Source organism: Candidatus Accumulibacter sp. ACC003 (assembly GCF_907163085.1).
Taxonomy (GTDB): Bacteria; Pseudomonadota; Gammaproteobacteria; order Burkholderiales; family Rhodocyclaceae; genus Accumulibacter.
This window is the reverse complement of the sequence record NZ_CAJQTX010000009.1, coordinates 525343-539631: the sequence shown is the minus strand read 5'-3', so window position 1 is coordinate 539631 and position 14289 is coordinate 525343. Positions and strand designations below refer to the sequence as shown.

13 protein-coding genes are annotated in these 14289 nt (G+C 61.0%); all 13 read left to right on the top strand.

Features of this window, described 5'->3' with window-relative positions:
- The first annotated feature begins 6 nt into the window (after window positions 1–6).
- The 13 genes from QZ656_RS20855 (at window position 7) to QZ656_RS20795 (ending at window position 14278) form a co-directional block, all read left to right on the top strand.
- Window positions 7–612 (top strand): NADH-quinone oxidoreductase subunit C, encoded by a 606-nt coding sequence (locus tag QZ656_RS20855; protein WP_291995180.1) that lies wholly within the window; start codon window positions 7–9, stop codon window positions 610–612.
- Window positions 605–1858 (top strand): NADH-quinone oxidoreductase subunit D, encoded by a 1254-nt coding sequence (locus QZ656_RS20850; protein WP_291995179.1) that lies wholly within the window; start codon window positions 605–607, stop codon window positions 1856–1858. Before QZ656_RS20855 ends, QZ656_RS20850 begins: the two co-directional genes overlap by 8 nt.
- Window positions 1858–2331 (top strand): NADH-quinone oxidoreductase subunit NuoE, encoded by a 474-nt coding sequence (nuoE, locus tag QZ656_RS20845; RefSeq protein ID WP_291995178.1) that lies wholly within the window; start codon window positions 1858–1860, stop codon window positions 2329–2331. The genes QZ656_RS20850 and nuoE overlap by 1 nt, the downstream gene beginning before the upstream one ends.
- 26 nt (window positions 2332–2357) lie before the next feature.
- Window positions 2358–3659, top strand: a complete 1302-nt coding sequence (gene nuoF / locus QZ656_RS20840; protein WP_291995278.1) for an NADH-quinone oxidoreductase subunit NuoF — start codon at window positions 2358–2360, stop codon at window positions 3657–3659.
- Between the two features lie 11 nt (window positions 3660–3670).
- Window positions 3671–5998, top strand: a complete 2328-nt coding sequence (nuoG, locus tag QZ656_RS20835) for an NADH-quinone oxidoreductase subunit NuoG (protein ID WP_291995177.1) — start codon at window positions 3671–3673, stop codon at window positions 5996–5998.
- The gene (gene nuoH, locus QZ656_RS20830; protein WP_291995176.1) at window positions 5995–7047 is read left to right on the top strand and encodes an NADH-quinone oxidoreductase subunit NuoH; all 1053 of its coding nucleotides are present in this window, start codon (window positions 5995–5997) and stop codon (window positions 7045–7047) included. The genes nuoG and nuoH overlap by 4 nt, the downstream gene beginning before the upstream one ends.
- A 10-nt stretch (window positions 7048–7057) precedes the next feature.
- Window positions 7058–7546: an NADH-quinone oxidoreductase subunit NuoI gene (nuoI, locus tag QZ656_RS20825; protein ID WP_291995175.1), complete on the top strand. Its 489-nt coding sequence runs from the start codon at window positions 7058–7060 to the stop codon at window positions 7544–7546.
- 11 nt (window positions 7547–7557) lie between these two features.
- Window positions 7558–8160, top strand: coding sequence for an NADH-quinone oxidoreductase subunit J (locus QZ656_RS20820; protein ID WP_291995174.1), 603 nt, complete (start codon window positions 7558–7560; stop codon window positions 8158–8160).
- A gap of 103 nt (window positions 8161–8263) precedes the next feature.
- Window positions 8264–8569, top strand: a complete 306-nt coding sequence (gene nuoK / locus QZ656_RS20815) for an NADH-quinone oxidoreductase subunit NuoK (protein WP_291995173.1) — start codon at window positions 8264–8266, stop codon at window positions 8567–8569.
- Between the two features lie 2 nt (window positions 8570–8571).
- Window positions 8572–10653 carry an NADH-quinone oxidoreductase subunit L gene (gene nuoL, locus QZ656_RS20810; RefSeq protein WP_291995172.1) on the top strand — a complete coding sequence of 694 codons (2082 nt, stop codon included), beginning with the start codon at window positions 8572–8574 and terminating at the stop codon, window positions 10651–10653.
- Between the two features lie 23 nt (window positions 10654–10676).
- Window positions 10677–12161, top strand: coding sequence for an NADH-quinone oxidoreductase subunit M (locus tag QZ656_RS20805; protein WP_291995171.1), 1485 nt, complete (start codon window positions 10677–10679; stop codon window positions 12159–12161).
- A 27-nt stretch (window positions 12162–12188) separates the two neighbouring features.
- Complete coding sequence (gene nuoN, locus QZ656_RS20800) at window positions 12189–13661, top strand: NADH-quinone oxidoreductase subunit NuoN (protein WP_291995277.1); 1473 nt, start codon at window positions 12189–12191, stop codon at window positions 13659–13661.
- Between the two features lie 56 nt (window positions 13662–13717).
- A complete protein-coding gene (locus QZ656_RS20795) occupies window positions 13718–14278 on the top strand; it encodes an NUDIX hydrolase (protein WP_291995170.1) in 561 nt (186 codons plus the stop codon).
- Window positions 14279–14289 lie beyond the last annotated feature (11 nt).

The following is a 14289-nucleotide window of genomic DNA, read 5'->3' as shown; positions in this document are numbered from 1 at the left end:
TGAGCCATGTCCGCCAAGCTGGAAGCGCTTTGCCAGAATCTGAACGAGTGTCTCGGTGATCGACTTCAGTCCCTGAAGGTGGCGTTCGGTGAAGTGACCATCGAAGTCGATGCGGCCGAGTATCTGTCGGTGATGCAGACCCTGCGCGACGCGCCGGAACTGGCTTTCGAAGAGTTGATTGATCTGTGCGGCGTCGACTATTCGACTTACGCCAACGTGCCGCGCAGCGGTCCTCGTTTTGCCGCCGTCAGCCATTTGCTGTCGATTAGCAAGAACTGGCGCGTGCGCGTGCGCTGCTTCGCGCCCGACGACGACTTCCCTTCGTTGCCGTCGGTGACCTCGGTGTGGAACTGCGTCAATTGGTTCGAGCGCGAGGCCTTCGATCTGATCGGTATCGTTTTCCCCGGGCACGACGATTTGCGCAGGATTCTCACCGACTATGGCTTTATCGGCCATCCCTTCCGCAAGGATTTCCCCGTTTCCGGCTACGTCGAGATGCGCTATGACCCGGAGCAGCAGCGGGTGATCTACCAACCAGTGACCATCGAGCCGCGTGAGGTCACGCCGCGGATCGTTCGCGAAGCGACCTACGGGGACGTAGACCATGCCTGAACTCCGTAACTTCACCCTGAACTTCGGACCGCAGCACCCAGCCGCTCACGGCGTGCTGCGAATGGTGCTCGAACTCGACGGCGAAGTCGTGATGCGTGCCGACCCACACATCGGTTTGCTGCATCGGGCGACAGAAAAACTCGCCGAGAGCAAGACCTGGATTCAGTCGGTGCCGTACATGGATCGTCTCGACTACATGTCGATGATGTGCAACGAACACGCCTACTGCATGGCGATCGAGCGGCTGCTGCAGATCGAGGTGCCGATCCGCGCGCAGTACATTCGCGTGATGTTCGACGAAATCACCCGCATTCTGAATCACCTACTGTGGATTGGCTGTCACGGTCTCGACGTCGGCGCAATGACCATGGTGCTCTATGCCTTTCGCGAGCGCGAGGATCTGGTCGACGCCTACGAAGCCGTTTCCGGGGCGCGCATGCACGCGGCCTACTACCGGCCGGGTGGCGTCTATCGCGATCTGCCCGACCGCATGTCGCAGTACAAGGAGTCGAAGTGGAAGAGCGCGGCGCAGATCAAGCCGTTCAATGACGCGCGCAGTGGCTCCTTGCTCGACTTCCTCGACGACTTTTCCAGCCGTTTTCCGAAGTTGCTCGACGAGTACGAAACGCTGCTCACCGACAACCGCATCTGGAAACAGCGGCTGGTCGATGTCGGCATCGTTAGCCCCGAGCGGGCGCTGCAGCGCGGTTTTACCGGGCCGATGCTGCGTGGTTCGGGCATCGCCTGGGACCTCCGCAAGAAGCAGCCGTACGAGGTCTATGACCGCGTCGACTTCGATATCCCGATCGGCAAGACCGGCGACTCGTACGATCGCTACCTGGTGCGGATGGAAGAAATGCGCCAGGCAAACCGGATCCTCAAACAGTGCATCGACTGGCTGCGGCTAAACCCGGGCCCGGTGATGTCCGACAACCACAAGGTTGCTCCACCGAATCGCGAAGCCATGAAGTCGAACATGGAAGAGCTGATTCACCACTTCAAATTGTGCACCGAAGGGATGCACGTTCCCGAGGGCGAGGTCTATGCGGGCGTTGAACACCCGAAGGGCGAGTTCGGCATCTACGTGATTTCCGACGGGGCCAACAAGCCCTACCGCCTGAAGATACGCGCGCCGGGTTACGTGCACCTGTCGGCGATGGATGAGATGGCCCGCGGCCACATGCTGGCCGACGTAGTGACCATCATTGGTTCGCAGGACGTTGTTTTTGGCGAGATTGACCGTTGATGCTGACTCCAGAATCCCTCAAGAAAATTGACCGCGAAATCGCCAAGTATCCGGTCGACCAAAAGCGCTCGGCTATTATGGCCGCTCTGGCGATCGCTCAGGACGAGCAGGGTTGGCTGTCCAGCGAAGCCATCGAGAGCGTCGCCAACTACCTGGGCATGGCGCCGGTGGCAGCCTACGAGGTGGCCAGCTTCTACAACATGTACAACCTGAAGCCGCTTGGCAAGTACAAGCTGTCGGTGTGTACCAACCTGCCGTGCATGCTCAGCGGTGGCGTAGACGCCGGCGAATACCTCAAGAAGAAGCTCGGCATCGGCTACAACGAAACCACCCCCGACGGCCTGATCACGCTCAAGGAAGGCGAGTGCATGGGCGCTTGCGGCGACGCGCCGGTGATGATCGTCAACAACCGTCGGATGTGCAGCTGGATGCAACCCGAGCAAATCGACCAACTGCTGGCGGAGCTCAAGTAATGGCGATTCTCGGTGCAATCAATCCGATGCTGAGCCTCGGTCTGGACGGCGACAAGGCCTGGCGCCTGGCTGATTACGTCAAACGTGGCGGCTACTCGGCACTGCGCCGGATTCTCGAAGAGAAGCAGCCGCAGGGGTCCGTGATCAACGAGGTCAAGAAGTCGGTCTTGCGTGGCCGCGGTGGCGCCGGCTTTCCGACCGGCCTCAAGTGGAGTTTCATGCCGCGCTCCTTCCCTGGTGACAAGTACGTGGTGTGCAATTCGGACGAGGGCGAGCCCGGCACGTTCAAGGACCGCGACATCCTGCGCTACAACCCGCACTCGGTGATCGAGGGGATGGCCATTGCTGCCTATGCGATGGGTGCTGCCTGCGGTTACAACTACATTCACGGCGAAGTCTGGGAGATCTACGAGCGCTTCGAGGAGGCGCTCGACGAGGCGCGGGCGGCCGGCTTTCTCGGCAGCGACCTGCTCGGGTCGGGTTTCAACTTTGAGCTCTTTGCCCACCACGGCTACGGTGCCTATATCTGCGGCGAAGAGACGGCGCTGCTCGAATCGATCGAAGGCAAGAAGGGGCAGCCGCGCTTCAAGCCGCCATTCCCGGCGTCCTTCGGTCTCTACGGCAAGCCGACGACGATCAACAACACCGAAACCTTCGCTTCGATTCCCTACATCATCAATCTCGGCGGCGAGACTTATCTCGAAGCCGGCAAGGCCAACAACGGCGGCACCAAGCTGTTCTCGATTTCGGGGCACGTCGAGCGGCCGGGTAACTACGAAATCCCGCTCGGCACGCCCTTCGCCACGCTGCTCGAGATGGCCGGCGGCATGCGCGGCGGTCGGCAGCTGAAGGCGTGCATTCCAGGCGGCTCTTCCGCGCCGGTGGTGCCCGCCGAGGCGATGATGGCGTGCACCATGGACTACGATTCGATCAGCAAGGCGGGCTCGATGCTCGGCTCGGGCGCGGTCATCGTCATGGACGAGACGACGTGCATGGTCAGGGCGCTCGAGCGTCTTTCCTTCTTCTACTACGAAGAATCTTGCGGCCAGTGCACGCCCTGCCGTGAAGGTACCGGTTGGCTGTACCAGGTGGTGCACCGGATCGAGAACGGGCAGGGGCGCGCCGACGACCTCGAGTTGCTGGCCTGCGTCACCACCAACATCATGGGTCGCACCATCTGCGCGCTCGGCGACGCCGCGTCCATGCCGGTACAGAGCTTCATCAAGCATTTTCACGACGAGTTCGCGTACCACATTGAACACAAGAAGTGCCTCGTGCCCGTTGATGTCCAGCGCGCCGGTAGCGGCTTCTTCACGGCAAGGGTTTAGGGTACGAGACGATGGAAATCGAAATCGACGGCAAGATTGCGCAGGTGCCTGACGGCAGTACCATCATGGACGCTGCGCAGCAGCTCGGTGCCTATATCCCGCATTTCTGCTATCACAAGAAACTCTCGATTGCCGCCAACTGCCGGATGTGTCTGGTGCAGGTCGAGAAGGCCCCGAAGCCACTGCCCGCCTGTGCGACACCGGTGACCAACGGCATGAAGGTGTTCACGCATTCCGAATTGGCGATCAAGGCCCAGAAGGGCGTGATGGAGTTTCTGCTGATCAACCATCCGCTCGATTGCCCGATCTGCGACCAGGGCGGCGAGTGTCAGCTGCAGGACCTGGCGGTGGGCTACGGCGGCAGCTCTTCGCGCTTCCAGGAAGGCAAACGTGTCGTTTTCCACAAGGACGTCGGCCCGCTGATCTCGATGCAGGAAATGGCGCGTTGCATTCACTGCACGCGTTGCGTTCGCTTCGGTCAGGAAATTGCCGGGGTCATGGAACTGGGCATGGCCAACCGCACCATGCACGCCGAGATCATGACCTTTGTCGGGCGCTCGATCGATTCCGAGCTTTCGGGCAACATGATCGACCTCTGCCCGGTCGGCGCGCTGACCTCCAAGCCCTTCCGCTATTCGGCGCGCAGCTGGGAGTTGTCGCGGCGCAAGTCGGTCAGCCCACACGACAGCGTCGGCGCCAACCTGACCGTCCAGATCAAGAACAATGTCGTGATGCGGGTGCTGCCGCGCGAGAACGAAGACGTCAATGAGTGCTGGATTTCGGACAAGGATCGCTTTTCGTACGAGGCGCTGAATTCGCCGGCGCGGCTGACCCGGCCGATGATCCGCGTCGACGGCGCGCTCCGCGAAGTGGCGTGGAACGTCGCCCTCGATTATGTGACGCACGCGCTCAAGGACATCACCGGCGGCAAGGGCGGCGAATCGCTGGCCGCGCTGGCGTCGCCGCACGCGACTCTGGAAGAGCTCCACCTGCTGCAGAAACTGACGCGCGGCCTGGGTTCCGGCAGCGTTGACTTTCGGCTGCGGCGCCGTGATTTCTCGACCGATGGCAAGCGTGTCGGCACGCCGTGGCTGGGCCGCCGCTTCTCGGAGATCAAGGATCTGGACGCCGCGCTGGTAATCGGCAGCTTCCTGCGCAAGGACCACCCACTGTTCGCTCAACGCCTGCGCCAGCTTGGCAAGCAGTGGGGCAAGGTCAGCCTGCTATCGCTCGGCGGCGACGACCCGCTGATCAATCTGCACGCGCAGGTGGCGGTCAGCCCGGCTGAACTGCCGCTGGCTTTGGCGGCCGTCGTCAAGGCCGCTGCGCAACTGAAGAATGAGCCGCCGCCGGCGGGGTTCGAGGCCGTCGAGCCTTGCGCCAGCAGCCAGGCCATTGCCCGCAGCCTGCTCGATGGCGAGCAGAGCGCGATCTTTCTCGGCAATGCCGCCGAACAGCATCCGCAAGCCGGCCAGCTGCACGCGCTGGCCGCAGAGCTGGCGAAGCTCACCGGCGCGACCTGCGGCTTCATCGGCGAAGCGGCCAACAGCGTCGGCGGCTACGTCGCCAAGGCGCTGCCCGGCGCCCTCAATGCCTACGAAATGTTCGCCCAGCCGCGCCAGGCTTACGTCTTGCTCGGCGTCGAACCCGAACTCGATTGCCACAATCCGCAGCAGGCACTGGCGGCGCTCAAGGCGGCCGCTCTGGTGGTCATGCTGACGCCGTTCAGCGACGGTGGCGCAGTCGACTACGCCGACGTCTTGCTGCCGATCACGCCGTTCACCGAGACCTCGGGTACCCTGGTCAACGCCGAAGGTCGGGTGCAGAGCTTCAATGGTGTCGTTCGCCCGCTCGGCGATGCGCGTCCCGGCTGGAAGGTTCTGCGCGTCCTCGGCAATCTGCTGGCGCTGCCCGGCTTCGAGCAGGATTCGAGTGAGCAGGTGCGCGATGAAGTGATCGCTGCTGGTGAAGGCTTCGTCTCCGGGCTCGATAATGGCGTCAGCGCCGGACCCTGGTCGCCGTCCGCAGCGCCTGCCGGTCTGCAGCGCGTCGCCGACGTGCCGATCTATGCTGCCGATCTGCTCGTCCGGCGTGCCGCGGCACTCCAGAAGACGCACGATGCGGCGGCGCCGAGCGCGCGCATGAGCGCCGCGACAATGGCCAAGCTTGCCGTCAGTGACGGCGCGCCGGTCCGCGTTCGGCAGGGGGAAGGCGAGGCGCTGCTGCCCGCCCGGGCTGATGAAACCGTACCACCCGGCTGTGTGCGGGTGGCCGCAGCCCATCTTTCGACAGCCGCGCTGGGCGACATGTTTGGTGCGATCAACGTGGAGCGTGCATGATGGTCGATGCGCTGCAGGGACTGTTGCAGGGTCTTTTCGGGTCGGTCTTCCCGCTGGTCTGGGCGCTGCTCAAGATCATTCTGATCATCGCGCCGCTGCTGCTCGCCGTCGCCTATCTGACCTTCTGGGAACGCAAGGTCATCGGCTGGATGCAGGTCCGAATCGGCCCCAACCGGGTCGGTCCCTGGGGGCTGATTCAGCCGATTGCCGATGGCCTGAAGCTCTTCCTGAAAGAGGTGGTGGTCCCCACCGGCGCCGACAAGAGCGTCTTCCTGATCGCGCCGATGTTCGCCTTTGCACCGGCCCTCGCGGCGTGGGCGGTGGTTCCCTTCAACGACACGCTGGTGCTGGCGAACGTCAATGCCAGCCTGCTGTACATCATGTCGATCGGCTCGATCGGCGTCTATGGGATCATCCTTGCCGGTTGGGCGTCGAACTCGAAATATGCCCTACTCGGCGGCATGCGCTCGGCGGCGCAGATGATCTCCTACGAAATATCGATGGGTCTGGCGCTGGTAGTCGTGCTGATGGTCTCCAACAGCCTCAACCTCGGCGATATCGTTGGCGGCCAGGGGCGAGGCTTCTTCGCCGACAAGGGCCTCGGTTTCCTGTCGTGGAACTGGTTGCCACTGCTGCCGATGTTCGTCGTCTATCTGGTGTCGATCGTTGCCGAAACCAACCGCGCGCCATTCGACATGGCCGAAGGTGAATCCGAAATCGTCGGTTTCCACTGCGAGTATTCGGGGATGGCTTTTGCGGTCTTCTTCCTGGCCGAATACGCCAACATGATTCTGGTTTCGACGCTGACCGCGCTGCTCTTCCTGGGCGGTTGGTTGTCGCCGGTTGGCTTTTTGCCCGATGGCCTGCTGTGGCTGTTCATGAAGATCGCCGCCGTGCTGTTCTTCTTCCTCTGGATTCGCGCCACCTTTCCGCGCTATCGCTACGACCAGATCATGCGCCTGGGTTGGAAAGTATTCATCCCGCTGTGCCTGATCTGGCTGGTCGTCGTCGGCTGCTGGATGATGTCGCCATTGAGCATCTGGAAGTGAGAGGCTAGTCATGGGTTCAATGAAGGAAATTTTCAACAGCCTCCTGCTCAGGGAGTTGTTCAAGGGCATGTCGGTCACCGGCCGCTACATGTTCGCGCGCAAGATCACCGTTCAGTATCCGGAAGAGAAGACCCCGCAAAGCTTCCGCTTCCGCGGTCTGCACGCGCTGCGCCGCTACCCGAACGGTGAAGAGCGTTGCATTGCCTGCAAGTTGTGCGAAGCGGTCTGCCCGGCGATGGCGATTATCATCGAATCCGATCAGCGCGACGACGGTTCGCGGCGCACCACGCGTTACGACATCGATCTGACCAAGTGCATTTTCTGCGGTTTCTGCGAAGAGGCGTGCCCGGTCGACGCCATCGTCGAAACGCGAATTTTCGAGTACCACGGTGAAACGCGCGGCGATCTCTACTATACCAAGCCGATGCTGTTGGCCAATGGTGACCGCTACGAAGAGCAGATCGCGGCAGACCGCGAACTTGACTCGAAATACCGATAACAGGCCACGCGATGGAATTCAAGACCTTCGTTTTCTACTTTTTCGCAGCGATCATGGTGTTCGCCGGCTTGCGGGTGATCACCTCGCGCAATCCCGTGCACGCCGCGCTGTTCCTGGTCCTCGCCTTCTTTTCGGCAAGCGGCGTCTGGATGTTGCTGCAAGCCGAATTCCTGGCGATCGCGCTGATCCTGATCTACGTCGGCGCGGTGATGGTCCTGTTCCTTTTTGTGGTGATGCTGCTCGACATCAATCTCGACCGTTTGCGCGAGGGTTTCTGGGACTACTTGCCGCTGGGTTCGATCATTGCCCTGCTGATGGTTGCCGAAATGGGGCTGGTCCTCGGCGGCAACTACCTCGGCCTGCTCGAGAGCCATGTGCCGCAGGCGGCGGCCGACGCGAGCAATGTGCAAGCGATCGGGCGCCTGATCTTTACCGAGTACGTCTACCCCTTCGAGCTGGCATCGGTCGTCCTGCTCGTCGGCATCGTCGCCGCCGTCGCGCTGACCCAGCGCGGCAAACGCAAGAACAAGGCGGTCAGCCCCTCGCAGCAGGTCTTCGTCAAGGCCAGGGATCGCGTCACTGTCCTGCAGATGCCGGCCGAGAAGCGTGACTGACTGTGTTTGATTGACTGGCCAGGCCGGTCGGCAACAGCAGACCAAGAATAAGTAGAGTGGCGAGAATCTCGCCACTCCATGCAGAAGGAATCAGGGAGGCATCTTGCTTACACTGTCCCATTTTTTGATCCTGAGCGCGATCCTCTTCGCGATCAGCGTCGTCGGTATCTTCCTCAACCGCAAAAACCTGATCATCATATTGATGTCGATCGAGTTGATGCTGCTGGCGGTGAACATGAACTTCATCGCTTTTTCCCATTACATGCAGGATCTCGCCGGGCAGGTCTTTGTCTTCTTCATCCTGACTGTCGCCGCCGCCGAAGCAGCGATCGGGTTGGCGATTCTGGTGGTGCTGTTCCGCAACCTGAAGACCATCCACGTGGATGATCTGGACAGCCTGAAGGGTTGAACATGGAAATGCAAAAGCTCTACCTGCTGGTTCCGCTGGCGCCGCTTTTCGGGGCCATCATTGCCGGTCTGTTCTGTCGCGTGATTCCGCGCTGGCTGGCGCACACGGCAGCGATCGCCGGCGTGGCGATCGCCTTCGTCGCTTCGTATCTGATTTTCCAGGACGTGCAGGCGGGCAACACCTTCAATGGCTCGGTGTACCGCTGGCTGACGTCTGGCGACTACCATTTCGAGGTTGGCTTCCTGATCGACCAGTTGACGGTGACGATGATGCTGGTGGTCACCTTCGTGTCGCTGATGGTCCATATCTACACCATCGGCTATATGCAGGACGATCCGGGCTACAACCGTTTCTTCAGCTACATCTCGCTGTTCACCTTTGCCATGCTGATGCTCGTGATGAGCAACAACTTCATGCAGCTGTTCTTCGGCTGGGAGGCTGTCGGCCTGGTTTCGTACCTGCTGATCGGTTTTTGGTATACCCGGCCGACGGCGATCTTCGCCAACATGAAAGCCTTCCTGGTCAACCGCGTCGGTGACTTCGGCTTCATCCTCGGCATCGGCCTGGTCCTCAGCCACTTCGGCACGCTCGACTACGCGGCCGTCTTCGCCAAGGCGCCGACCTTGGCGGCAACGACCATCCCGCTGTTCGGCGCCGGCAGCTCGGTGGCCTTGATGTCGGCGATCTGCATCCTGTTGTTCATTGGTGCGATGGGCAAGTCGGCGCAGGTGCCACTGCACGTCTGGTTGCCGGACTCGATGGAAGGTCCGACGCCGATTTCGGCGCTGATCCATGCGGCGACGATGGTTACCGCCGGCATCTTCATGGTCGCGCGCATGTCACCGCTGTTCGAGTTGTCCGATACCGCGCTGTCCTTCGTCATTATCATCGGCGCGATCACAGCACTGTTCATGGGCTTCCTGGGTGTCATCCAGAATGACATCAAGCGCGTCGTCGCTTATTCGACACTGTCGCAGCTCGGCTACATGACCGTTGCCCTCGGTGCTTCGGCGTATTCGGTGGCAATTTTTCACCTGATGACACACGCCTTCTTCAAAGCCTTGCTGTTCCTGGCCGCCGGCTCGGTGATCATCGGCATGCATCACGACCAGGACATTCGCAACATGGGTGGCCTACGCAAGTACATGCCAATTACCTGGATCACTTCGCTGATCGGTTCTCTGGCGCTGATCGGCACGCCGTTCTTCTCGGGCTTCTACTCCAAGGATTCGATCATCGAGGCCGTAGCGCTTTCGCACATCCCAGGCTCCGGATTTGCCTACTTTTCGGTCATGGCCAGCGTGTTTGTCACGGCTTTCTATTCGTTCCGGATGTACTTCCTGGTGTTTCATGGCGAGGAGCGCTTTGGCAAGGCGGCGGCGCATGACCATCATCCGGCGCCTACCAAAGCGGCGGCGCATGGCGACGCCGACGCGCACCACGGCGATGACGCGCACGGCGATGACGCGCACGGCGAGGAACACCACGGGCTTGCGCCCGGGCAGAAGCCACATGAAACCCCCTGGACGGTCACTTTGCCGCTGATCATGCTGGCCATTCCGTCGGTGGTCATCGGTTACATGGCGATCGAGCCAATGCTCTTCGGTGGCTACTTCAAGGGCGCAATTTTCGTCGATTCCGAAGCGCATCCGGTGATGGAAGAGCTTGCGCACCATTTTCACGGCGCTTTGGCGATGGCCACGCACGCCGTTACCACGGCGGTGTTCTGGCTGGCCGCGCTCGGCGTCGCTTCGTCCTGGTTCCTGTACATGAAACGTCCGGACATCCCGGAGGCAATCAAGACGCGTTTTGCACCGCTGTACACGCTGCTCGACAACAAGTACTACTTCGACAAGTTCAACGAGGTGGTCTTTGCCGGTGGCGCGCGGCTGCTCGGCAGAGGTCTGTGGAAGGGTGGCGACGTTGGCTTGATCGACGGCCTCATCGTCGGCGGCTCGGTACGCCTGGTGACCTGGTTCGCGGCCCTGGCGCGCCTGTTCCAGACCGGCCACATTTACCACTACGCTTTTACGATGATTATCGGCGTGTTTGTGTTGATGACCCTGTGGGTCACGCGCGCTTGAGATAGAAAAAGACTGGGAACGATATGTCAGGAACGCCGCTTCTCTCTCTTGCCATCTGGGTACCGATCCTCGCCGGTTTTGTTGTTCTGGCGACCGGCTCCGATCGCAATGCACCACTCGCCCGGATGCTCGCCCTGAGCGGCGCCGTTGCCGGACTGCTGGTCGCCATTCCCCTGTACACGGGATTCGATGTGCATACCCCGGCGATGCAGTTCGTTGAGCTGCACAGCTGGATTCCGCGCTTCAACGTTAATTACCACCTCGGTGTCGACGGCATTTCGATGCCCTTTGTGCTGCTCAACAGCTTTATCACGATCACCGTGATCCTTGCGGGCTGGCAGGTCATCGGCAGCCGGGTGGCGCAGTACAACGCCGGTTTCCTGATCATGTCGGGCTTGCTGAACGGCATTTTCTCGGCGCTCGACGGTGTCCTGTTCTACGTCTTCTTCGAGTCGTCGTTGATCCCGCTGTACCTGATCATCGGCATCTGGGGTGGCGCCAACCGGGTTTACGCGGCGTTCAAGTTCTTCCTCTTTACGCTGATGGGTTCGCTGCTGTTCCTGCTCGCGCTGCTCTACCTGTTCGTGCAGTCGGGAGGCAGCTTCTCGATCCTCGACTGGCACCAGACGCCGCTGGGGATGACCGAGCAAACCTGGCTGTTCCTGGCCTTCCTGGTAGCTTTTGCGGTCAAGGTGCCGATGTGGCCGGTCCATACCTGGTTGCCAGACGCGCACGTCGAAGCACCGACCGGTGGTTCGATCGTCCTGGCGGCGATCGCCCTGAAGCTCGGCGCCTATGGCTTTCTGCGCTTCTCGCTACCGATCGCGCCCGATGCTTCCCATGAACTGTCGTGGTTGCTGATCTCGCTGTCGCTGATTGCCATCATCTACATCGGCTTCGTCGCGCTGGTGCAGGCCGACATGAAAAAGCTGGTGGCGTACTCATCGATCGCCCACATGGGCTTTGTCACCCTCGGTTTCTTCATGTTCAGCGCGCTCGGAATCGAAGGTGCGCTGGTGCAGATGATTTCGCACGGCTTCGTCTCCGGCGCGATGTTCTTCTCGATCGGCGTGATGTACGACCGCGCACACTCGCGGCAGATTGCCGACTACGGCGGCGTGGTGAACACCATGCCCAAGTTCGCCGCGTTCTTCATGCTTTTCGCCATGGCCAATGCCGGTCTGCCGGCGACATCCGGCTTCGTCGGCGAGTTCATGGTCATCCTTGCTGCCGTCGACCACAACTTCTGGGTCGCCTTCGCCGCTGCTTCGACGATGATCGTTGGTGCCGCCTATACCCTGTGGATGTACAAGCGCGTCGTTTTTGGTCCGGTAGCCAATCACCACGTCGCCGAGCTGACCGACATCAACGGCCGGGAATTTCTCATTTTCGTGTTGTTTGCCGTTGGCGCACTGGGGATGGGCCTCTATCCGCAGCCCTTTACTGAAGTCATGCACAGCTCGGTCAACGAGCTTCTGCGTCACGTCGCTCTGAGCAAGATCCAATAATTGGTAGCCGCTATGACTCTTGCCGAAATGCAGTTTCAGATTCCTGACCTCCGCCTCGCGAGTGCGGAGATCTTCATGTTGCTGATGGCTTGCACGATCCTGATCATCGATCTCTTCGTGAAAGACCAGCGGCGGACGGTGATCTTCGTCGCCACGCAACTGACTCTCGTCGGCGCCGCGGTGGTCACCTTCGCCACCGGCTCCGGAGAAATTGCTTACACCTTCAGCAACATGTACGTCGCCGATCTGATGGGCGACGTGCTCAAGCTGCTGGTCTATCTGACGGTAATCATCGTCCTCTTCTATTCGCGCGGCTACATCCTCGAGCGTGAGCAGATGGCCAGAGGTGAGTATTACGTTCTGGTTCTCTTCGCCACGCTCGGCATGATGGTGATGATTTCGGCGAACCATTTCCTGACGATCTACGTCGGCCTTGAACTACTGTCGCTGTCGCTCTACGCGTTGGTGGCGATGAATCGCGATTCGGTGCCGGCGACCGAGGCGGCGATGAAGTATTTCGTGCTCGGCTCGCTGGCTTCCGGTCTGCTGCTGTACGGCATGTCGATGATCTACGGCGCCACCGGTACGCTGGAGATCACCGAAGTTGCCGGACGCCTGTACTCGGGTCAGGCCAACCAGACGATTCTGGTCTTCGGCCTGGTGTTCCTGGTTTCGGGGATCGCCTTCAAGCTCGGCGTCGTTCCCTTCCACATGTGGATTCCGGACGTCTACCACGGCGCGCCGACGGCCGTTACCTTGCTTATCGCCACCGCACCAAAGCTCGCCGCCTTCGCCATCGTCATCCGCATGCTGGTCAACGGCTTGATCGTCATGGCGCATGACTGGCAGACGATGCTGATCCTGCTGGCCGTCCTGTCGATGGCCGTCGGCAACATCGCCGCGATTGCCCAGACCAACCTGAAGCGCATGCTGGCGTATTCGGCAATCTCGCACATGGGCTTTATGCTGCTTGGCCTGGTCACCGGCGTCGTCGATGGCGACGCTCGCTTTGCGCTCAACGCCTACAGCTCGTCGATGTTTTACGTCATCACCTACGTGCTGAGCAGTGCCGGCACTTTTGGCATGATCCTGCTGCTGGCACGTGGCGGTCTCGAGTCCGACGAGCTCGAAGACTTCAAGGGGCTCAACAAGCGCAGCCCGTGGTTTGCCGCGGTAATGATGATGATGATGTTTTCGATGGCCGGCGTGCCGTTCTTCGTCGGTTTCTTCGCCAAATTCTCGGTGTTGCAGGCGGTGGTTGCTGCCGGCTACCTGTGGCTGGCGATCGTCGCCGTCCTCTTTTCGCTGATCGGCTGCTTCTACTACCTGCGGGTGGTCAAGATCATGTACTTTGACGAGCCGATCAATACCACGCCGATCCATGCGCCGATGGACATGAAGGTCCTGATGTCCGCCAACGGCCTGGCGGTCGCCTTGCTCGGGATCTTTCCGCAGGCCTTGATGTCACTGTGTGCTTTCGCGCTACTGCGCTCGCTCTGACCGCGTGTTGACCGAAGCGCCCCGCCTGGCGGGGCGTTTTCATTGGAAGGTTCGGCATGGAAGATGATTATCCCCACCTGCGCGAGGAAGAGATCGAGAGCACGCAGGTCTTTCGCGGCAAGCTGCTCGACGTTCGTCTCGACCGGGTGCGCCTGCCCGACGGCGGCAGTTGCTGGCGTGAGTACGTCAAGCATCAGGGCGCGGTGGTGGTCATCGCGCAGCTCGACGATGGCCGCCTGCTGTTCGTTCGTCAGCATCGCTACCCGCTGCGTCGCACGATTCTCGAGCTACCGGCGGGCAAGATCGACGCTGGCGAGGAAATTCTCGTCACCGGCAAGCGCGAGTTGCTGGAAGAGACCGGTCACCAGGCCGCCGACTGGCGCTACCTGGGAGTGATGCACCCCTGCGTCGGTTACTCCGACGAGCGGATCGAGATCTTTCTGGCGCGAGGCCTGCGCCGCGAAGCCGAACCCAATCTCGACAGCGGCGAGTTCCTGGACGTCCTCAGCCTGTCCCTGGCGGAAGCGCTGGCGGCCGTGCGCAGTGGCGAGGTCACCGACGCAAAAACGATCACCGGCCTGTTCTGGGCCGAAAAGGCGTTGCTCGGCGGCTGGTAAGCCGCCGCCGC